Annotated in this window: 17 protein-coding genes and 1 pseudogene; 6 read left to right on the top strand and 12 right to left on the bottom strand. The window is 50.3% G+C overall.

All coding sequences use genetic code 11. The features are described from left to right. The first annotated feature begins 107 nt into the window (after nt 1-107). On the top strand, nt 108-584 hold the full coding sequence (locus AC50Y5_RS04940; protein ID WP_056030812.1) for a GyrI-like domain-containing protein: 477 nt from the start codon (nt 108-110) through the stop codon (nt 582-584). 139 nt (nt 585-723) lie between these two features. Here the strand turns inward: AC50Y5_RS04940 and AC50Y5_RS04935 are convergent, their stop codons facing one another. From AC50Y5_RS04935 to AC50Y5_RS04885, 11 genes are all read right to left on the bottom strand, one after another. After that, nucleotides 724-1,002: a hypothetical protein gene (locus AC50Y5_RS04935; protein WP_494858864.1), complete on the bottom strand. Its 279-nt coding sequence runs from the start codon at nt 1,000-1,002 to the stop codon at nt 724-726. 33 nt (nt 1,003-1,035) lie between these two features. After that, the gene (locus tag AC50Y5_RS04930) at nt 1,036-2,742 is read right to left on the bottom strand and encodes a hypothetical protein (protein ID WP_494858863.1); all 1,707 of its coding nucleotides are present in this window, start codon (nt 2,740-2,742) and stop codon (nt 1,036-1,038) included. 1 nt (nt 2,743) lies between these two features. Further along, complete coding sequence (locus tag AC50Y5_RS04925) at nt 2,744-6,289, bottom strand: DUF4132 domain-containing protein (protein ID WP_494858862.1); 3,546 nt, start codon at nt 6,287-6,289, stop codon at nt 2,744-2,746. Nucleotides 6,290-6,309: 20 nt separating this feature from the next. Next, entirely contained in the window at nt 6,310-7,479 is a 1,170-nt protein-coding gene (locus AC50Y5_RS04920) for a VWA domain-containing protein (protein ID WP_494859695.1), read from the bottom strand. Nucleotides 7,480-7,517: 38 nt separating this feature from the next. Beyond that, complete coding sequence (locus tag AC50Y5_RS04915; RefSeq protein WP_494858861.1) at nt 7,518-9,902, bottom strand: DUF5682 family protein; 2,385 nt, start codon at nt 9,900-9,902, stop codon at nt 7,518-7,520. Beyond that, nucleotides 9,890-10,990 carry an ATP-binding protein gene (locus AC50Y5_RS04910; RefSeq protein WP_494859693.1) on the bottom strand — a complete coding sequence of 367 codons (1,101 nt, stop codon included), beginning with the start codon at nt 10,988-10,990 and terminating at the stop codon, nt 9,890-9,892. Before AC50Y5_RS04910 ends, AC50Y5_RS04915 begins: the two co-directional genes overlap by 13 nt. A gap of 346 nt (nt 10,991-11,336) precedes the next feature. Then, nucleotides 11,337-12,806: a serine hydrolase domain-containing protein gene (locus AC50Y5_RS04905; RefSeq protein ID WP_494858859.1), complete on the bottom strand. Its 1,470-nt coding sequence runs from the start codon at nt 12,804-12,806 to the stop codon at nt 11,337-11,339. Between the two features lie 222 nt (nt 12,807-13,028). Further along, nucleotides 13,029-13,496 carry a thioredoxin-dependent thiol peroxidase gene (bcp, locus tag AC50Y5_RS04900; protein ID WP_494858857.1) on the bottom strand — a complete coding sequence of 156 codons (468 nt, stop codon included), beginning with the start codon at nt 13,494-13,496 and terminating at the stop codon, nt 13,029-13,031. 127 nt (nt 13,497-13,623) lie between these two features. Continuing rightward, on the bottom strand, nt 13,624-14,415 hold the full coding sequence (locus AC50Y5_RS04895) for an ABC transporter permease (RefSeq protein WP_046232135.1): 792 nt from the start codon (nt 14,413-14,415) through the stop codon (nt 13,624-13,626). Between the two features lie 7 nt (nt 14,416-14,422). Further along, nucleotides 14,423-15,217 carry an ABC transporter permease gene (locus AC50Y5_RS04890; RefSeq protein WP_056030839.1) on the bottom strand — a complete coding sequence of 265 codons (795 nt, stop codon included), beginning with the start codon at nt 15,215-15,217 and terminating at the stop codon, nt 14,423-14,425. Then, on the bottom strand, nt 15,214-16,260 hold the full coding sequence (locus tag AC50Y5_RS04885) for an ABC transporter ATP-binding protein (RefSeq protein WP_056030842.1): 1,047 nt from the start codon (nt 16,258-16,260) through the stop codon (nt 15,214-15,216). The genes AC50Y5_RS04890 and AC50Y5_RS04885 overlap by 4 nt, the downstream gene beginning before the upstream one ends. Nucleotides 16,261-16,549: 289 nt before the next feature. Between AC50Y5_RS04885 and AC50Y5_RS04880 the strand changes: the two genes are divergently transcribed. From AC50Y5_RS04880 to AC50Y5_RS04860, 5 genes and pseudogenes are all read left to right on the top strand, one after another. Continuing rightward, on the top strand, nt 16,550-17,602 hold the full coding sequence (locus AC50Y5_RS04880) for an LCP family protein (RefSeq protein WP_494858854.1): 1,053 nt from the start codon (nt 16,550-16,552) through the stop codon (nt 17,600-17,602). A 216-nt stretch (nt 17,603-17,818) separates the two neighbouring features. Next, entirely contained in the window at nt 17,819-19,129 is a 1,311-nt protein-coding gene (locus AC50Y5_RS04875; protein WP_494858852.1) for a glutamate-1-semialdehyde 2,1-aminomutase, read from the top strand. A gap of 14 nt (nt 19,130-19,143) precedes the next feature. Next, nucleotides 19,144-20,085, top strand: a complete 942-nt coding sequence (coaA, locus tag AC50Y5_RS04870) for a type I pantothenate kinase (protein ID WP_494858850.1) — start codon at nt 19,144-19,146, stop codon at nt 20,083-20,085. A gap of 112 nt (nt 20,086-20,197) precedes the next feature. Then, nucleotides 20,198-20,530, top strand: coding sequence for a hypothetical protein (locus tag AC50Y5_RS04865; RefSeq protein ID WP_494858848.1), 333 nt, complete (start codon nt 20,198-20,200; stop codon nt 20,528-20,530). Next, nucleotides 20,521-21,053: pseudogene (locus AC50Y5_RS04860) on the top strand (Rpn family recombination-promoting nuclease/putative transposase); the annotation flags it as partial. The gene AC50Y5_RS04865 and the pseudogene AC50Y5_RS04860, both read left to right, overlap by 10 nt. Nucleotides 21,054-21,235: 182 nt before the next feature. On the opposite strand, the gene AC50Y5_RS04855 reads toward AC50Y5_RS04860, so the two are convergent. Further along, a complete protein-coding gene (locus tag AC50Y5_RS04855; protein WP_494858846.1) occupies nt 21,236-22,090 on the bottom strand; it encodes an inositol monophosphatase family protein in 855 nt (284 codons plus the stop codon). Between the last annotated feature and the right edge of the window lie 45 nt (nt 22,091-22,135).

Below are 22,135 nucleotides of genomic sequence, written 5' to 3'. Positions count from 1 at the left end.
TTCATACTTTCTCTATATTTCTACGCGAAACGGAAGCTTTGCCGCCAAAGGGTGGCGACAGCCGTTTACGCTCGAATGGAAAATAGTCCAGCACAGGAGGGATTAGAATGAACGTTTTGAAGGAGGTAGTCCTTACAGAGCGGGAAGCTTTTCACGTCGTAGGACTACAATGGGAAGGCACCTTTGCCGAAGCAGCAGCAGGCGGAATTAAGGAAATTCAGAAGCAATTCCAGCAGCGTGTGACGGAAATCAACCATGTGCGGGAGCGCAATAAGCTGCTCGGGCTTTCTTTTCACACGACAAGCACAGGCTTTACTCATTATGCGGCGGTTCAGGCAGAAGCAGTAGGCTGTGTGCCCGAAGGCATGTACAGTCTCTCTATTCCCAGTCTGACCTATGCCACATACGATCATCAGGCGAACGAAAACATAGAGGCTTCCTACGAATACGTATATAACTGGATCAGACAAAACGGACATAGGCCACTTTCGGATGGCTTGACGCATTTGGAATTTTATCCAATGAGCCGTGACCCTTATGCACCGAACCCGGAATTCACCATCCTCATCCCGCTTGCAGAATAAGCTATCATTCATCCATATTCCTAGAAAAAAAGAGAAGGAACCGACCTGCGCAGCGCCACAGTGTCCGGTTCCTTCTCTTTGCATGCTGGAAGTGGCTCCAGCTCGCATGCTGATATCCTCCCTAAAGCAAGGAGGCTTGTTACTTCTGTTCAGCAAGCTGAACATATTGATAAAGACGGGAGCTATGAAGGAGCAATTGCTGCTCCTCGCCGCCTCCCAGCACCATTTTGCGCCCTTCGCTGGCCACTTGCTTCAGCAGCGTAGTCAGAAAGTCCATCTGCAATCGGGCAGCTTCCTCCGCCTCCCGCTCCAGCCATTCGATATCCTTCAAGGCAAGCTGCGCGGTCCCACGAAGCAGCAGCTCCTCAAACCAGCTGCGCAGCCGCTGCAATCCATCGTAAACCTGCTCCAAAGCCATTCCACTGCTCCTTTTTCCACCTGCTTATTGGCCCTACATATCCAGCTTTAAGCTAATCAACTTCGTATTGTGCAAAAAGCTGATCGGATAAGCCTGGCCGCCCTCTATTCGCACAAATGCATAAAACTGTTCAAGCGACGCAGCGCCGTATCCGGCTTCCAGACGTTTGACGGTCTTTTCCCAGTCCGCTTGATAAGGAAGGATCAGTTCCAACTGTTCGCCTGTTTCATCCTCTACTTCGAGTAAGAGGCTCTGCGAGCTTTTATCGAACCGATTCCCTATGATCCGCGCCAGCTTAATTAAAACAAGCCGTTCCTTTGCGTCTGAAAATAATGCTGGTTCCCCCGCTCCAACACGCCGTAAAGCGGGCAAATCCGAGGCGAGCCGCCCCACATTAAGCTCGTTAATGGATCGACGGGCAACGAGAGTAAGGTTAGCCCCTTCGCCTGAGGATAATCTGCGCTCCTCGTTCACTTTAATGTGCTCGAACACCAGCTCTTCTCCTGCAAACTGGCGCATCGTCAAGCTCGCAAGCCAAGGCGAATAGCTGGCATAATGCTTGGCAAATGAAAAATCATTGCCTTCATAATACACAGCGCGCGCGTCACTATAGGTGTACATCTGCCCATCATCGAGCCCGTACATATAATAAGTGATGCCCCTAAAGCCTGAACGTGTCTCCCACGGCTCGGCGCCAAGACCGTATAGGCGCAGCTTCGGCAGCTCATAATATTTGCTGCGAAAAGTCCCGATAAGCTGCTCCTTCTGAGCAGCAGGAAGCGTCTCCCGTTCGAGCAGCTCCAGAGCAAGATACAGCTTGGTGACGCGATCCAGCAGCTCTATCATCGAAAATCGGACATGCCGGTTGAAAAACAGCTCGAGCTCGCCCTGAATGCCGCGCAAGCCGCGCTCCACGTCCGGCAGTTGGCCACTGCGTGCTGTGACAGCGAGCGTTTCCAGTTGTGCCATATACGACTGGGGTAGACGGGCAAGTCCCGTCCGCAGCATCGCAGTAAGCAGCTCTTTGCATTCCCTTACGGTATCGGGCGAAAAAGCGACCTTATACACTTTGCCGCGCAGCGCTTCCAGATCATCCAGTCCCTTTGAAGCTCGGTAACGCATGAGGGCTTCCAGCTTTAACAGCTCTCCGGCCCTCTCCTTTATTTTGCAAAGCGCCTTAGCCGGGTTTGCTTCCTCAGTGAACGAAACCTCAGCACCTTGGAGCTTGAGACAGACCGTAAGAAGCGCATTTTGTGTCACTTCCAGCTCTTCCGGGTAGCGCAGCCGAAACAGCACTTCTTCCACAAGGGATACATTAAACGGCTTGATCAGCGGTGAAAGCTCGGCAGCCAGCAGCCAATTAAAGCGTTCCTCAGTGCCGTCTGGCTGTTGCTTGCTGCCTTCTAACTCTCCTTCCTCGTGTGCAGAAGAAGACGAAGAAGATGATGATGGCAGCTGCTGTGCGTAAAACAAAATGGCAATTAGCACATGCTTGCATAAGCTTTCTGATGGACACGTACATTTCCAATTTGTCAGCGTATTTTCCAATATGCAGATCGTTCCATCATTCAACTCACAGCTGACGGATGATGCTCCCCAAGCATATTTGACATCAGTGCCTTTGCCGATATCCTTTAACGCCCGATTATATAAGCCCTTATTCGAATGCCGAACCAAATAATCCTCGGTGCATAGCTTGGCAAACTGCCCAAAGCTCGTCTCAAATGCGGCAGCTGACATGCTAGCGCCCTGATGCCCGCAAAATATCATAGATCGTCTCACTGAATACACGACCTGGAATTTTGCCCAAAGCTAGAGCTGGAATATCACTGTAATAGCTGTATTGGCCTTTTTCATTCGCATGGAATTGCAGCAGCTCCAGCGTAATGTCCTCCAAGCCTTCGTAATAGGTGATGCTAGTCCCGCTAAAGCGCAGCTCGGCAAGCCAATCACCATAGTCCTTATACAGCTCGCTATACCAGCCGCCATCCTGGGCTGACCCTTTGTACCAGCCATATTTCTCAAGCGCCTTAGGGAACGCTGTAGGCGAAAGCTCTGATCTCGGCAAATCCTCATATACTGTGCTTTGCAGACTTTCTTCTTCCACGAGATGGATTTGTCGATTCAACTGCTCAAATGGCTGCTTGATTTCATAATCGTCCAGCTGTGATTTCCAGCCCTCAAGCGCTTCCTGATCCAGCTCAAGCGGATGAACCAAGCCGACCTTGGCTCCATCAGCAAGCTCGTATTCATCTTCATCTACCGTATTAAAGGTGCCATCCTCCATATAACGGAACGTGTCTGTAAGACTGCCTTGTTCATACACGCCCCAGATGAGGCCCACAGCAAACTTCTGCATGACGATATTGCCCACGAACAGCGCCGTCCATTCTTCGGCGGACCATAGCCGCTGTTTAGACAACGATTCTTCCAGTCGCTGCGCTTGGATACCGACCATCGTTTTCAAATCTTTTTTGAGCAAATTGAAATCAGCCTTCGCTTTCGCAGCCAGCTCCGCATCATCCTTTTGCCCCGGCGCAGGCAAGCTTTTGAGCGGTTTGCCTGTTTCTTCATTGATGACGATAACCTCCAGACTCCGGTTCACCTTCACCTGGAAGGTGCGCTCGCCATAGCTGAATTGCTGAGCACCCTTATCATCAAAGCCAAGCGACGTGACCAGGCGGTCTTCGAGCTGCTCTGGCGTAAGTCCTTGATTTTCCGCTGCCAGCTGCAGCGCCTCCTCAGCCGCGCCCTTTACCTGGCGGTTTTTGACGGTTCGCTTGATTTTGTCAATGGCCATTAATGCGGCAGGCTCGCTTAAATAAGATAAAGCCTTGACCGCTTCCGCCGCCATTGCGCCGCGGCTATTTTCCGTCCATTCCTTAATTTGCGGAGCTAAAATTTGTATCAGCCTGCGATCACCGAACAATGCGCCTACATACAGCACCCATTTTTCCTTCGCAGGCGCTTCGCTTTGAATCCACAGCTGAATGAGCTCCGCTGCGAAATTTGAAAGCGAATCGCTGTTTACATAAGAACGCAGCTCGTTCAAGCGCTCATTCGGAGCCGTCGTATGATCCATCGATTGAAGCATCAAATACGACTTGATTCGGTCATCTATTTGCTGCCCCTCCAAATCCAGCAAGGCTGGCAAATCATTTACGGACAGCCAGCTGAGGCGGGCCGTTTTTTTGGCATCCGCTTGATCTGCAAGCGCTGCGTGCGCATGAACTGGGCTTAAATCAGCCGTATCCAGCAAAATTTGAATAAGCGTGCGCCAGTCCTCCGATTTTTCCGTTTCCAGCAATTGCTGGTATGCCGCCTTGCTGCCTGTTACGCTGCGCAGGGAGTTTAGTACCAGCTCTTTAATCGCTGCTTTTTTCTCGGTGCGATAAAGGGTTAAATATAATGTTTCGTCAGGCACTCGGCTGAATTCAGCCAGCGCAGCTCCGCTTGCCTTTTTCGATGAATCCAGCAGCCCCGCACGGATTGCTTCCGTCAGCTGTTCAAGGGTCAAAGCATCGCGATCCTCAAAGGCAATTTCAAGCACCGTCAGCCGAGAATCCGTAGGTAAATTCTTATATTGCTTCAATGAATCCGTTAAATTATTTCTAATAATGGATCGATATTCGCTTTGCGGCATCGAACGGTAGTAATAATCTCTCATGCCATTAAGCATCAGCAAGCCCGAAAGCAGACGCTCACGGCTCACCTCAGGATCTTCACCATAAAGCTCCAGCAGCTTTTGTCCGCTAAACGAATAGGAATGGTACATTTCCGACACGAGAGTCAGTGCATCGCATTCCGGTCGTGTAATCAAAATGGCCAGCCGCCTTATATAAGGCGAATCGGGAGGCAAGAAGCTTACAGCTACAAGCAGGCTTTTGCGTTTGCTGTCCCGGTTCCTTGGGTCAAACAACGAGCGATTCGTTTCATCCTTCCAGTAATCCTCGAAGGAAGTTTCCCCTTCCAAATAACGGGCGAGAAACAGACCATGACGTCCTCCCTCCGATTGTCCCCTTAATACAGCGAATACCGCTTGCGTAAGCGTGCCGGCTTCATCTGACAATGCAATCCCGGCATCTGTGAGCACCTTATGCAAATAAGCTTTGTAATACGCCGAACGTAAAATTTCATAAGCACGCAAAGCTTGATCCGGCACACTAAGCACATAGCTTTGCAGCGCGCTCCACGGCACCATATAGCTATTCAGCTCTCCGCTTAGCCGTTCAATTAACTCATAAGGCTCCTGGAAAGGAACGATGCCCTCCAGCAGCTCGTCCGGCTTTTTGGCGCGTCTGTCGAGGGCAAGCAAATGCTGGCGGACCTCAAGCGGATATACTTCATGCAGCGTTCTGACTGCATCAAGCAGCGCTAAGCCTACATCCCCCGGCTCGTCCAGAAACAGCTGCTTGCCGCCTTTAACGTTAATGACATATAACAAAGCGCTATGAATCTGGGTCAATGTCCGATTAAATTCGATGCGGGAAACTTCTCCGGTCTCCTGTGCTTGGAGATCAGGATAATGTGCCGCAATCGTTTTTTCGCGTTGGCTCGTTATAAAATCCGCGTTCAGCTCCCTAACAGAATAATTTTCCTTTGCTTTGAACGGGTACGCGATGATCGGCTTCACCGCAGCATTCAGCAGCTCGCGAAGCTGCTCCGTATTTTCGGCCAATACCGCTTGCAATATTTCCGGAAACTCGCTCGCGAGTCTTTGGCTGTTAAATTGATGGGTCGAGGTATGATCAAGCAGGGAATACAACTTTAGAAGCAGCAGCGTATTAATAATAACGCCTGTATCTCCAGCATCCTTTTTGCCAAAATTGCATTTGCTAACCCTGCTTTTCAGCTCATCCATAATCGCCTTATCTCCGGCAAATTTATGTATTTTCTCCATTCGTGGCAGCAGTGATTGCAAGCGCTGGCTTCCCGCTTTGCTTTTTCCTGCCAGCCCTAAAGCATAATGCCCGTCGCCCAAGCAGATCGCGAGGCTGTATCCCTGCCAATAATAGCTTCGGCTAGCATTGAGTCCCATTCGCAGCATGAGTGCACCCGCACGAAAAAACACATCGCTGTCATCCTTCTTCGCAAGCTTCTCAAATAGATCCATCGAACGGTAGGCATATTGCATGGAATCAGGCAGCAAATCCGGGAATTGCTCTGTTCTGCCCATTACATAATCGATAATGATTGCGCTGCGGTCCGTATTCTTCGAATACTCCTGAGAGAGTGCTTCTCCAAACTTTTCAACCAAGGCTTCAACTTCACGGTTTTCCGTTATCATTTTCCGAGTCCTCCCAAAAATTAAGTTATAATATCGCCGATCCAGTCGGCTAGCTCATTTGGTGTAATCGCCGCAACATGAGCCCCCATATTGGTGAGCGTCTGCGCCGCATGTTTGTTATAAACAGAGTCCCCGTTAAAATCGAGTGCGGTCAGCACCAGCAGCTTGCAGCCTGCGTCCAAAATATCTTTGCAAGCCTTATACATATGTTGAATCGGGTAGCCTTCCTCCAGATCGCTGACCAAAATGTAAATCGTTTTGCCAGGGTTTTCAATCAGCGTCTCGCCATAGCGCAGAGCTTTGGCAATATGCGTACCGCCGCCTAGCTGAACGTTCATGAGCAGATCCACGGGGTCCTCCAGCCTGCTCGTCAAATCAACAACCTGGGTATCAAAAATAAACAAGTGCGTGCGCAGCGCATTCAGCTTGTAAAAAATGCTCGCCATCACCGCGCTGTAAATGACCGAGTCCAGCATGCTCCCGCTCTCATCCACGCCAATAATAATGTTCCATTTGTTATGCGGCTGCACATTGCCGTCAAAGTAAAGACGGTCGATCACAAATCTGCCTTTTGTGCGATCATAGTTTTTTAAATTTCGAGAAATGGTTTTCTTAAAATTTAAATTGCGCAGCGACTTCACAGAGCTGCTGGTGTAGCGGCTGCGTTTGCCGAGTATGCTCGCTTTCGCCTGTGATTCGAGCTTCTGCCGCAAATCCTCCACTACTGCACGAACAATTTCCTTCGCGCTTCTTAACACATCGCCCTTCATCCGACCTTTGAATTGCAGGATGTTCTTGAGCAGATTCATGTTAGGCTCAAGCGATTGAAGCAGCTTCTTATCCGTCAGAAGCTCGGTCAGCCCATAACGGTCCAGCGCCTGCTTCTCCAATATTTCCACCGTCTGCTTCGGAAACAGCTCCCGCACTTTATGCAGCCACTTGGGAACGGTAAGCTCTGAGGCTCCCCGCCCTGCTGATCTTCTGTAGCCCTGCTCCTCGCCATATTCGCGATCGTACAAAAAGCCAAGCAGCTCATCCATTTCTGTATATGAAAAATGTTCAGGCGAATAGCCTTCGGCTTCGCTTAAGCCTTCCTCGGCAGCCTCCCCAAGGATGAGCCGCCAGCGATTCAAGGCCTCGGCCGATGTACGGCTGCCTGTAGCAGGGGGAGCAATCGGGGCTTGTCCCATCTCACCATGCTCATGCTCACTTCGCTCATTCTGCCTGTTCAAATCAGCTTCCATGCGGCAAACTCCTTCCGAATGGCTTCATCCAGCGCCTTGGCTTGTATAAGCGTCTGCTCGTCGATGGGCGGACGCTCCAGCTCTTCCGGCTCTGCTTGATGCCGTTTAGCGACCCGCTCTGCAATTAGCGACGTCTCCATTGGCGTAAAATAGGTGAACGCAAGCCGCAGCTCCGGCACCATCGCAATAAAATCATCAGGAGGAAGCTCCTCGATTAAATAATTCAATTCGCCCAGCAGCAGATCATCGTACAAAAAAGCATCGCGCGCGATTTCAAACATCCCTTGCAAATATTTCGCCGTCTGCTTGGCCTGCTCCGGCGTTCCGCGAACGTAGCTTCTGGCGCGCTCCACCATCTCTTCACGTGTTCGGTCTCCAAGCCCCGCTAATATAGCCATCGCCACTCCCTCCAATTGCGGGGAGAGCTTAGGGTCCGACAGCAGCTCGCTCAAATGCCCCCTGAACGTATCATTCTGAAAATGCGATTCAGACGACTCCGCCAGCATCGCCAGCAGCTTAAGCCCTTGTATAATCGCTGGATGCTCATCCGAATGGATGGCTGCAAGCCCCAGCAGCTTATCTACCGCATTGTTATAAGCTTCCGCTACGAGCAGCGGCAATTGTTCGTCTGCCGCAAGTCCCAGCAGTCTGCCATGCTGGCGCAAACGATTTAATACCGTAAGCGTTTGGCACAGCGACAGAAAATTTCCATCCTTGCGCAAAGCGGCCTGCACCTGCTCATATAACCGCCTCGCTGTATCCTGCAAGCCCATAAGAAGAGCCTGCAGCAGCGCATTCGCGATTTCGCCGCTATGATGATCGGGAAGCTCCTGTATCCGTTCCCCGATTTTGCGTGCTGCCGCCTCCTTGAGCGTTCCTCCATACAGCGAGTTTTCGATTAATCTCGCCTCAATGCGGGACGAATACGCGTAGACCCAAGTTTCACGAACGAGATTCATATGCCGATAGGCGACCCAATCTGGTCCAGACTCCCGGACTGCAAAATCTGGAACGAGGAAGCTCGCGCATTGCAGCAGTTGGCTAAGCAGACGATGCTCCGCCTTGGCGTACAGATCAAGCACCTTCTTGTGCTTGCCGGTCGTCTTAATCTGAAGCCCTGACGCAGAGCAGCGATTCTTAAAATCTTCCACAATCGGCACCGTAAACGGATTGGGAGCGACAATGCCGATTTTATCCCCTGTCAGAAGCAAGCGCAGCTCCTCAAGCGGCTTGTCCGTTGCAAGCGTCCGCTCCCCCTTCACGAAGGAGGAGAGCACGGCGTCCAGAAGCTCGTACACCCCGCCTTCCCTTTTGCCCCGAAGCACCGCAAGCCCTTGAATCATGCTGTATGCCTCAATCGCATCGCTCGTCGAAACCTCCTCTTGGCCTTTGCGCAGCTTGCGCATCAGCTCGGATAACAAGGCGAGCGCTGTCTGGTTATAGGGCTCTGTTTTATGCTGCAGAAGCTTATTCCAAATAAGCTCATAATAGTTCACATAAGGCATCCCGCTCGCATATCCATTCAAGCGATCCGCTTCTTCGAACGTGTAGACCATTGGATACAGCTGTTGCTGAATGGCTCCTCCGCTTTTCCCCTGCTGCTCCTCGTTCGCCAGCCCTTCTGATTGGGCGGCTTCAAGCAGGCCGTACGTATGAAAACCGCCAGTAATCACTAGAACATGCTTATGCTTGGACACAGCTTGCTTGATGCACTCTCTCATATACTTCTCTCTCGCCATATCTCCGGAGGCATGAAGCTGTTCCTCCGAATAGCACATACGAGATAACGCGCAGTAAGTAAATACATTCCGTACAAAAGCTTCCGTCGTTGCTGCTTGCCCTTCGATTTCGAACAGCTTTTCCCACAGCTCATCAAAGCTGCGGCAGTTCATTTTACGGCATAAACGATTAATAAAATCGGAGCTGGCAAGCAAGGTTTCATCCTGGATGGACGTCTCCTGTTTTTCAGCTTTGGTTCTCGATTCGTGACTATAATCCAGATCAATAAACGCCGCCGGTATGCCAAGATGCGCCGCTTCCTTCATGGCCACATACTCCGGAGAATAACTTAACAGAGGATAATAGCAAGCCGATCTTCCGCCTTGTTCATCCTCGTAAGTGCAATACAAACTGACAGGCGTCTCCGTCGCCTCATCCGCAAGCACCGGAATGAGCGGAGTGCCGCTCGTTGGCCCTTCGATCAAAACAATGTCCGGCTTATATTGCTTCATCACCTTCAGCAGATGAAAGGAGCACGCAGGGCTATGATGGCGGATGGGAAAATAAACGGTGCCGCTGCTCAGGTTAAACACCTGCTGATCAAATAAGGACGGCAGCTCCTTGTCAGCCTCGCCCGTTAACCAATCCATTTTCTTTCCTCGTAATAGTCCTTCCATATTACATCTTCCTTGGAGCGTTCTTTGACGACCTTGGAGAAGTAGGTTTTCAGGATGGACAAATCCTTCTCATTTTCCTTGGCAATCGTTCCGAGCATATTTTGCACGAGCCGATCAAGCGAAATCGATTTATTTTCATAATAATAGGAGGTCATGGCGCTTTGAACATAGACGGATACTGCTTCCGCTGTGCTCATTGAGGCTGCGGGGATGTCGATTTTGTAGCCTTCGCGCGTAATGCCGGAGCGCAGCTCCATAAATGTCGTCGCCAGCAGCTCGACCACATTCAGGTCAATTTCCGCGTCAACGCCACTATGCATGAGCAGGCTTCGGGCTTGATTTTCAATGATTTTCGCTTCCATCTTCATGCTGCTGACAGGCTTGATCGTCTCGAAGTTGAATCGGCGCTTCAAGGCACCGCTCATTTCGTTGACGCCTTTGTCGCGAATATTCGCCGTTGCAATGACGTTGAAACCAGGCTTCGCAAACAATACGCCGCCATCCAGCTCAGGGATATTCATCACCTTGTCGCTCAAAATGCTAATCAAGCTGTCCTGCGCTTCCGCTGGGCAGCGGGTAATCTCTTCAAAGCGGGTCATAATGCCCTGCTTCATTCCGTTATATAAAGGCGCTGGCACAAGCGCGGCCTCGGATGGGCCTTTGTCCAGCAGCATGGCGTAATTCCAAGAGTATTTGATCATATCCTCCGTCGTTCCGGCTGTGCCCTGAATCGTATTCAGGCTCGTCCCCGATATAGCGGCTGACAGCAGCTCGCTGAGCATCGTCTTCGCTGTACCTGGATCTCCAACGAGCATTAGCCCCCGATTGCCCGCCAAAGTGACAACAGCTCGTTCGATCAGCACATCGTTTCCATAAAATTTGCGGGTAATCACGACTTCTTTGCCTTCTAAGATAGCTGGTTTGTCCCTGCCAATTATAAAGTCGCGCACATAGGCCGGAGACAGCAGCCACTCGGGCGGACGCTTTCCCGTATCCTCTTCACGCAACGCCCGCAGTTCTGCTTCAAATAACATTTCAGCCGGCGGCTTAATCATATCCATCATTGTGGTCTCCCTTTCGCAAAAACAGATCATATGTTCTTATTTTCTTGTATAATACCATAACACACGCAGTTCTTTCAAAATATTGGACAAAAATGGTTGTTTCGAACCATTCAATTAGCACCATTGGGCTAGGTTTTTCGCTATAAAATAGGTCTCATCTTTGATAATATTTTGGGATTATATGTATTTGTAGTTGGGAGGGGCTGTAGCTTATGATCATTTCATTTATTTGTCTATGGGGAATTAACGTGGTTGAAAGCTTGTTTGATTCGGCAAAATGGAATGACCGCCCTCGCCCTGCCGGAAACGCTCAAGCGAGCGGCGGCCATCCCAAACTTCAAAATTACTGTTCTGCCGCCAGCTTATGCACCTGCTGCAGCAGCTTCGTCATATCCATGCCCGCATGGTTGCCGAGCAAAATAACCGTCATTCCGCTATCCAAATTACGCAGCATGCCCGTCGCATATCCGCTGCCGCTGCCATTATGGAAGACACCCTTCTCGCCGTTCAAGTTGATTGCGATCCAGCCGTAGCCGTAATTTTTATCCGAATGCGGCGTATACATCGCTTCAAGCGACTGCTTGCTTACGACCTTGCCCGCCCGAAGCCCCGCATCCCATTTGAGCAAATCATCGACGGTCGAATACAGCGTTCCCGTTCCCGACTGCGATACATAATACGGCGCTGCGGCCCACTCGTTATTTTTTTGCAAAATATAGCCCTGAATGGTCGGGCTTTCAGGCGTAGCCGTCCCTGAATTTTTCATGCCCAGCGGAGTTAGAAAATGCTCGTTCACATAGTCGGCATAGCTTTCGCCAGCCAGTTGCTCCAGTACATAAGCTAGCAGCACATAACCGTTATTGCTATACAAATAAGTAGTGCCCGGTTCGTATTTCAGCTGCTTCGTCCGAAGCTCCGCAATCGTCTGCTCGATGGTAACGTCGCCGCTTCGTGTAAATTCAGATGGAAGCCCTGACGTATGTGACAGCAGCATATGAATAGTTATATCATCGCCGCGGGGAATACCCGTTACGAATTTGGACACCGGATCGGTTAGGCTCAGCTTCCCTTGCTCAACCAATTGCATAATGGATGCCGCTGTGAATGATTTTGTAATGGAAGCGATACGGGACTTGGCATCCGGACGATTCAATTTATTCGTTCCGGAAAAGCCATAGCCTTTACGAAGCAGCACCTCCCCGTCCTTCGCTACAAGCGCCATGCCAGAGAAGCCTTCGCCCTTCAAATAGGCGTCAATCGCGGCATCCTCTTTGCCATACTTCGTTACTGCATCCGTCTGAATCCGGATCGTCAGAAACTCCTTCGTCTGTGACAGCTGCAGCGATGCTTTGAGCGCATCCGTTACTGAACGCAGCGGAAGCATGAGTGTGCCTTTTATGTTTAGAGAAGGCGCGGACATGTTCATGGCCAGCCCGTCCACCGTTATTACGGACGTTCCCGCCCGATGGACGATGACGTCTCCGTTTACTTTAATCGTTGCGGTTTGCGTCTTCCCATCCCATTCGATATTGCCAGCAGCTGCTTTGCCTGCTTCACGAAGCGGCACGAATGTAGTGCCGTCCTTAATAAGCGGCTGTACATTCCATACCACCGCCTTGCCATTCACCTCGACTGCGATCGCCTTGCTGCTAGCCGGTTGCACTGCCTCTACCTGGCTGCTTGGTTGTGCGGCCGCCGCTGCACTGCCAGCACCAGCAAACGCTGTTACGGCAGCCATTCCGATCAGTGCACTACGCGCCACTGTGTGCCCGTTAAACCATCCTGCTATCTTCTTTCCTCTTATGCCTGTCATTTCATGCCAACTCCTTCTTCTCATTCACTTACGCTTACAGCTAAACCTATTCGTTAGCCAAGCCTGCAATCCGTTCAACAATCCTTCCTCTATTATAGACGCAGCAAATGGGAAAATGTAGCGGCGCCATAAATGAACAAAGGCGCGCAGGCAGGTTTAAGCTCCTGCTGCGCGCCACTTACTCTAGCGCTATATGATATATATAATAATAGGCCGATTTTATTAAAGCTCCTTCAGAGCCTCCACAACCTGCTCCACATGCCCCTTAACCTTTACCTTGCGCCATTCGCGGGCAAGCTTGCCTTCGGCGTCGATTAGAAAGGTCGAGCGTACGACGCCCATATACTCCCTGCCGTACAGCTTCTTAAGCTGCCATACGCCGAACAGCTCGCATACTTCATGCTCCTCATCCGCGAGCAGCAGAAACGGCAGCTCCTTCTTCGCAATAAACTTCTCATGCGACTTCACGCTGTCAGGGCTAATCCCGATGACAACGGCGTCGCGGTCAACCATCCCTGGATAGGCATCGCGAAAATCGCAAGCCTGATCCGTACAGGTCGGCGTATTATCCTTCGGGTAAAAATAAAGCACAACCTTTTTGCCCAAGTAATCGCTCAGGCTCACCTGCGTCCCATCCGATGCCGGAAGCTTAAAATCCGGCACAGCTTGTCCCACCTCTATTGCAGACATATATTCATCCTCCTAATCCCATTCGACTATGTATGTATAATTTTAACCATAGCTTTGTGTATTGGACGCCCTAGGTATTAATGAAACGGCGAGGAATCGATCCCCGCCGCCTGAATCCAACTATTCATTACGAACCAGCACCGCGATAACGCTTCACGCCATGGTTCCACAGCAGCAGGCCGAGCGTGAAGAACACGAGGCCTACGACCGGTGTCAGCAGCGCGAGCTGCGACAGGTCATCCGCTTTCTTTTCGAGGAAATACGAAGCGGGAATGACGCCGACAAATGCGAACGGCAGCAGCCAGGTCAGTACGAAACGAATCATTTTATTGTAAATGTTAACCGGGTAGCGCCCATAGTTTTGAATATTGTACATGAGCGGCACGATGCCGGTCGGAGCATCCGAGTAGAAGGAAATTGCCGACAAGGCCGTATAAATGCCCGCATACACGAGCACAGCCCCAATAACGAATACCGCCAGCAGCACAATATCCATGACATGGAATGGCAGACCCAGCTCGCCCCAGCAAACAAACATAATAATTGCACCGACAACAGAACCGATCAGGGAAGGCGGATCGACATTTTCGAGCAGCACCTGAAACAAATTATGTGCCGGACGCGTCAAAATCCGGTCCATTTCCCCTTTGACAATATACCGCTCGCTGAAATTCCAGATGCTGAAAAAGGTGCTGAAAATGCCATATGGAATCATGAAGAAGCCGTAGACGAACACGACCTCAGCCTCTGACCAGCCGCCAAGCGATGGCGTATGGCGAAAAACAATTAAAATGAAGATCAGATTCATGAACTGGAACATCATATCGGACAAAATCTCAATCCAGAAATCCATCCGGTAGGTCAGCCGCGTCTTCGCGTAGTTTTTAATATATTCCCAAAATAATTGTGCGTACAGCATGCCTGACTTAACCTCCTTGCACGAACAGACGCTTGCGCGCTGCCCGCCATGTGAACCAGATTGGCACAAGCAGCACGACGAACCATACTACTTGCAGGCCAAACACGCCAGCTATTTCGCTGCCCGGCGTCCTGCCTGTGAATACAGAGCTCGGCAAATACGTGATGGCCTGAAACGGCAGCCATTTCATAATCGCTGCGAGCCAGCCAGGGAAAAATGCAATCGGCACGACGACGCCGGAAAATAAATCGACCATTACGCGCTTCATCCGCATCATGCCCTCGTTATTTTCAACGAAGAAGGCAAACAGCCCCGTTAAAATGTTAATTTGTGAATTAATGAGAAAGCTGAACAGCAGCATAACTAAATAAATCATCCATGTCATCGGATCGGTCGGCAGTGTCACCGGAAATATCAGGCAGACGATGATCATGCCCGGAATCATGAACAGCAGCAGGCGGAATAAGCCTTCGCCGAAGCCCTGCATCATTTTCACGAGCAAATAGGAATACGGCCTTGTCATTTGGGTAGCGACGCTGCCATCCCTAATGTCATTGGCTATTTCACGATCGAGATTGTTAAAATAAAACGCCCTCGCCATCCACGATACCGCGACATACGTCGTCATCTGGGCGACGGTAAAGCCCGCCAGCTCCTGCTGCTCCCCGAAAATCGCTTTCCACAAAAAATAATACGCCCCGATGTTAATCGCATAAATAACGATACCACTGTAATAATTAACGCGGTATGCCAGCATCGTAATAAAACGGATGCGAATAAAATCCAGATAAGCGCCCATCATGAGACCGTCGTCTCCTTAAGCGCTGCCTGCTGCTCTGATTCTGTGCTAGCCGAGCCGGAGCGGTAAATTTCACGAACGATTTCATCCGTGTTCGTCTCCACAATTTTAATGTCCTGAATCGCAGCACCGCCTACGACTTTGGACAAGGCATCAGATACATTGATCGCATGCGGCAGCCACATTGTTGCCGTCAAATCATTGTCCATTTTCCACGTCACATCAAGATCGCCAGTAAGCGCTTGAAGCGTCGCCAGCTTCGTCTGCGAACTGAACTCAAAGTGAATTTCGCGTCCCTTGCTCCAGCGGTTTTTCAAGTCCTCCAGACCGCCATCATAGATAATGCGCCCATCATCGAGCATAATGACACGCGAGCACAGCGCTTCGATATCTTGCAAATCATGGGTCGTGAGCAAAATCGTCGTGCCTTCCTCACGGTTCAAATCCTTCAGAAATTCGCGAATTTCTGTTTTCACAATAATATCCAGCCCGATCGTCGGCTCATCCAAAAATAAAATCGACGGATTATGCAGCAGCGAAGCGACGAGCTCGCAGCGCATCCGCTGGCCGAGGCTCAGCTTGCGGACAGGACGGTTGAGCAAATCGCCAAGATCAAGCCGCTCAATCAAATTGTTCAGCCGCTTGCGGAAATCGGCCTCCGATACACGGTACACTTTACGCAGCAGCTGGAACGACTCAATAACCCCGATATCCCACCATAGCTGCGAACGCTGTCCGAACACAACTCCGATTTCAGCGACAAACTTTTCGCGGTCCTTGTAGGGAACATAACCATTGACACGCAAATCGCCGGAGGTTGGCACTAAAATGCCGGTCAGCATTTTAATGGTTGTCGATTTGCCTGCGCCATTTTCACCGATATAGCCGCAGATTTCGCCTTGCGGGATTTGAAAGGAAATATCCTTTACGGCTGTAACCTCCGTATACTCGCGTTTGAACAGGTCTTTCAGCGCCCCGGACAGCCCTTCCCGGTTTTTCTGTACATTAAACTGCTTGCGCAGATCCTTAACATCTATTGCCAGCATTTGTTAGTCTAGCTCCTCTCCGTTAATACGGTCGACATTCCCCGGGAAATTATGCTAATCCCCCGTTTGCAAAAAGAGCGATGATTCACGGTCATCACACTTCATTATCCTATATTCTGATAAAACTTGCTTCCGTATGTCCTTCCGAATTATAATTTTACAATATGTAATCATACAGCAGATGGCAGGGCACGTAAATGCTATTAGAGAAACGTTTTACAATGGCAGTCAAGGGGAATGAATGGAAGACGGGGTACTGTGAAATTTTGAAAGGGGCATTACTAGCATAATGGAAAAACGGCCGAAGAAAGCTAAGCTATCAAAAACGTGGAAATGGATTCTGACAATTGTCCTTATTCTGCTGGGAATCGGTATTGCTTATGCAGGTTACTGGATTTATGGCGTTTATAATGCTACGTCGGATTTCAATAAACCTAAAGAGGAATCAAGATTTTCCAATTTTGAGGACACTGGACTCGAAGCACCTAAATGGGAAGGAACGGAGCGCGTCAACATTTTGCTGCTGGGCGGTGATGCTCGCGGTATGGATGAAGGACAAATTCCGCGTTCAGACTCTATGCTTGTTCTTTCCATAGATCCGACTACTAAGAAGGCACATCTCTTGTCGATACTCCGCGATACTTATGTCCCAATTGAAGGACATGGACGGGGAAGAATTAATACAGCTATTACACTAGGCAAGCCCGAGCTGGCAATGAAGACGGTCAGCGATTTGCTGGGACTGAACATTCAGTATTATGTTTATACCGACTTCGAAGGCTTTAAGCAATTAATTGATACATTGGGCGGCATCACGATCGATGTCGAGAAGGATATGCGTTATACCGACAATGCCGACGGCAACCGTTACGATATCGATTTGAAAAAGGGCGTCCAGCTGCTGGATGGCGATAAAGCGCTGCAATATGTACGCTTCCGCCACGATGCGATGAGCGACTTTACACGTACGGAGCGCCAGCGCAAGTTTCTGCAGGCTCTTGCCAAGGAGATGCAATCGGGCTGGAATATTCTCAAAATGAAGGAAATATTGGAGAATGTCTCTCCTTATATTGAGACGAATTTGACCGTCACCGATATGCTCAAGCTCGGACAGCTTGGCGTTGACTCCCATGTCGCTGGCACCGCTCAGGTTCCGCCGATGGATATGATTACGGATGAAGATGTTGGCGGCGCTTCTGTACTTGGCGTACGCAATGAGGACGAGCTTAAGTCCTATGTGGACACGCTGCTGGAAAGCGACGATACGCTTGCTTCGCCTGAGGGTTCACCTGGCGCAGATACCAGCAGCAGTCCTGGAGCTTCGGCTACACCGTCACCATAAGCCAAACCAAGCGCTGCACAGCAACCGATAATTGAATAGAGTCAGTAGCATGTATTATTGCTGGAACTGGAAGTTCGCTGCTTGAATAAGCAGCAGATTGATGTTTGTCGTCCTCATTCCGAGTGGAATGAGGACGTTTTGATGTTAGATATTTAGGCAGGCAATCTCGCTTTCCAAGCAGGATGCTGCACCATTTTTCAAGGGGGAATTATTGTTATGACGATTCAAAGACCACGCTCCGAGGCGCTATATGCCGAAGCGCTTGAGCATATTGTAGGCGGCGTCAACAGCCCTTCACGTTCGTTCAAAGGTGTTGGCGGCGGCGCACCCGTCTTTATGAAGCGTGCCGAGGGCGCTTATTTCTGGGATGTCGACGACAATCGCTATATCGATTATTTGGCGGCTTACGGCCCCATTATTACGGGACATGCCCATCCGCATATTACCGAAGCGATCGTCCGCGCCGCGCAAAATGGCGTTTTGTACGGCACACCGACCGAGCTTGAGGTTCAATTGGCACGCATGCTCAAGGATGCGATTCCCTCTATGGATAAAGTGCGATTCGTCAATTCCGGCACCGAGGCGGTTATGACAACCATTCGCGTGGCACGGGCTTACACGAAACGCAGCAAAATTATTAAATTCGCCGGCTGCTACCACGGCCATTCCGATCTGGTGCTCGTCGCAGCAGGCTCCGGTCCTTCCACGCTTGGCATACCGGATAGCGCTGGCGTTCCGATTAGCATTGCCCAAGAAGTCATTACGGTGCCTTTCAACGATATTCCAGCCTTGAAGCAGGCGCTTGAACGGTTCGGCCACGAGACGGCTGCCGTTATGGTAGAGCCTATTGTCGGCAACTTCGGCATGGTGATGCCGCATGAAGGCTATTTAGAGCAACTGTGCGCTTTGACGCGTGAGGCTGGAGCACTTGTCATTTATGATGAGGTCATTAGCGCATTCCGTTTCCATTACGGCTCCTCGCAAACGTTTGCTGCCTTCCCTGATCAAGCTGCCATTGAGCCGGACCTTACGGCGCTTGGCAAAATTATCGGGGGCGGACTCCCCATTGGCGCGTACGGCGGACGCCGCAGCATCATGGAGCAAGTCGCGCCGCTCGGCCCTGCTTATCAGGCTGGAACGATGGCCGGCAATCCTGCCTCTATTTCCGCAGGCATCGCCTGTCTCGAAGTTTTGAAGACGCCTGGTATTTATGAGCGTATGGATCGGCTTGCTGGTCAGCTTGCAGGAGGACTTAAGACCGTAGCAGACAAACATGGCTTCGCGCTTACGATTAACCAAATTCGCGGATCGTTTTCGGCTCATTTTTGCAATCATCCGGTTACGAATTATGATGAAGCGCAGGATACGGACGGCGAGCTGTTTGGCCGCTTCTTTAAGCTGATGCTCGATCAGGGCATTAATTTGGCCCCATCCAAGTATGAAGCGTGGTTTCTGACCATCGCCCATACTGATGAAGATATCAATGCGACCATTGAAGCGGCGGAGCACGCTTTCAGTAAGCTTTAGGAGAGGTCAGCCCGATGCCTTCTGTAATAGAAAGGGACATGTTGATGAATCCATATTTGGAATTTGACCGCGCCGCTTGGTCGGCACTCCGTGATCATACCCCTCTGCCGCTCACGGAGGAGGAACTGAATGAGCTGAAGGGCCTCAATGACCAAGTATCACTTGAAGAGGTTGAGGCGATTTATTTGCCGCTTACCCATCTGCTGAACCTGCATATCGAAGCCGCTGAGCGGCTAAAGCAGGCTTCGGCTGCATTTTTGCATATGGAGGCGCCTAAAGTGCCGTTTGTGCTCGGCATTGCAGGCAGCGTAGCCGTAGGCAAAAGCACGACGGCGCGGCTGCTGCAGCGGCTGCTTTCCCGTCATGGGAATGGCCGCAAGGTCGATCTCGTTACGACAGACGGCTTCCTCTACCCCAAACGGGTACTGGAGGAACGCGGGCTAATGAAGCGCAAAGGGTTTCCTGAAAGCTATGCCGTCAAGACGCTGATGGACTTTATGGGGCAAATTAAATCGGGAAATCCCCGCGTGAAAGCGCCGATCTATTCTCATCTGACCTATGACATTATTCCCGGGCAATATCAGTTTGTCGAACAGCCGGATGTGCTGATTGTCGAAGGAATTAACGTTTTGCAGGTTAGCAAAGAAGCGCACTCTTTTGTAAGCGATTTTTTCGACTTCTCGATTTTTGTCGATGCGCCAGAAACGTTCATAGAGCGCTGGTATGTCGAACGATTTTTGATGCTGCGGCATACCGCTTTTAAGAACAAGGACTCCTACTTCCATCGCTATGCAAGCCTCACTGATGAAGAGGCTGTTGAGACGGCAGCAACGATTTGGAAAGAAATCAATGCCGTCAATTTGTACGACAATATTTTGCCGACGAAACGGCGGGCGATGCTGATTTTAGAAAAGGATGCCCAGCACCGCATTCAGCAAATCCAGCTGCGGAATTAACTCAGCGCAGCTGCCAGCGCCCTTTTGGATGAATGGCTGACATAGCAAAGCTGCCCTCCCTGATAAGAGGGCAGCTTTATTTTCTATTTTTGAATATAAAGGAGGCATCGTTATGGGCTGGGAATATGGCATAAAGACCACAAACCCTTCGATCCTGCCTGAGCTTGTGGTACGTCTGGCTGATGCTATTCATGTAACGGAACCATACAGGCTTGAGCGTTATGAGAACAGCTTCGCCCTGCTTCAGGATGATTCTTCATGGCCAAGAATACTGCAGGTATCGATAGAAACAGCAGCTGGAACCGAAGATATGACCGATGGTGAGGCTTATGTTTACTGTCTATTTCATATCCGCGGCGAGCTTGCGGCTGGCTGGTTGAAACACATGGAGCGGGAAACAGAAGCTCAGCGATATGCTGGCAGGCTAGAGTGGTTCGAGCTCTAAAGGTTAATATATTGCATTACTCGTTTTTGCCCAATAATCAATATCATAGTGTATTTCATCTGCGGAAGAGCGTAGCGGCATCCCACTTATTGACGATATCGAACTGCATTTCTTAGAGCTGCCGAAGCTGGATGATCGTGCAGTGCCCGCTCTACATGGCGGACTAGTCAATTGGCTGCTTTTTCTAAAGGGTACGCATAAATTCAATTGGGAGGTGCTTACTATGAACGAGCCTGTATTAAAGAAGGCTATGACTACATTAGAATTTCTTAGTCAGGATGCTGAGGCTCGCAGATTATATGAAGACAGGCAAAAATCCCTTCATGATGAGGCATCTATGATTGAGGGAGCGCTTGCCGAAGGTGAGGCACGTGGAGAGGCGCGTGGAGTCCTTCAAGGCGAGCAAAAAAAAGCACTCGAAGTTGCCCTGAAGCTTTTAGCACTTGGCATTGAAATTTCGATTATTGCTGAGGCCTCTGGTTTGTCTGAAGCTGAGATTAATGCGCTTAAGAAACAACAGTAATTCAGTATCAAACACGATGTGGTATTGCCTGCGGCCACATATCTCCGCATAAAACTTTGGTACAACATAAAAAATGCATTAGCGCAGCAGCAAAGAAGCAGCCCTCAGAAGGCTGCTTCTTTGCTGCTGCGCACTTATTTTAACAGATGACTGACCACATCCTCAGCCTGCTCTGCTCCTTGCTACTCCGTCGCCTCAGCATCCGCCAACGCCTTCAAAAACGGCTCATGCATAAGCCCATTTGAAGCCGCCACATTTCGGACGCCGAGGTGATAGCTTTTGCCCTGTGTATCTGTAACGATGCCGCCTGACTCCTGTACAAGCAGGGAGCCTGCCGCCAAATCCCAGCTGTTCAGCCCGATTTCCCAGAAGCCAGTCAAGCGGCCTGCTGCCACATAAGCCATATGGAGCGCAGCCGAGCCCGATGAGCGAAGATTGCGCACCTGCGGCGCAAGCGCCTGAATGCCCTTCAAATTCAGCGGCAGCGCATACAGATGATCTGCCGGGAAGCCCGTCGCGATCAAGCTGCTGCTGATCGTATCTTCCTTCGACACCTGCATCCGCTTGCCGGATACATAGGCTCCTTTGCCTTTCTCGGCAAGGAACAACTCGTCCTTCATCGGGTCATACACGACCCCAACGATGACCTCTCCTTTATAAGCGAGCGCAATTGATACGACGAAAAACGGAAAGCCATGGACGAAGTTCGTTGTCCCATCAATCGGATCGACAATCCATAAATATTCCGCCTCGCTCTGATCGGCGAGCGCCTGTGCTGAAGCCTCAGGCCCGGGCTCAACCCCTTCCTCACCCAAAAACGAGTGATGAGGAAAATGAGTCAGAACAAGCTTCTTAATAAGCTGCTCCGAGCCTTTATCTACTTCCGTTACTAAATCATGAGAAGAATATTTCATATCCAGTCTATTATAGTTTCCTAGTTTCGTCTTGATCCATTCGCCCGCTTTGGCCGCGCAATTTATCGCAACCGCAGTGAAGCTTTTGCCGCTTACAACTGAAGGTTCACGCTGATCACTCACGGTGCATCACCCAACTCTCTTTAATAAGTTTAACTATTAACATTA

This window comes from Paenibacillus sp. JT22N7, from assembly GCF_059383875.1.
Note: the sequence above shows the minus strand (reverse complement) of the source record. Positions and strands in the feature narration are given on the sequence as shown.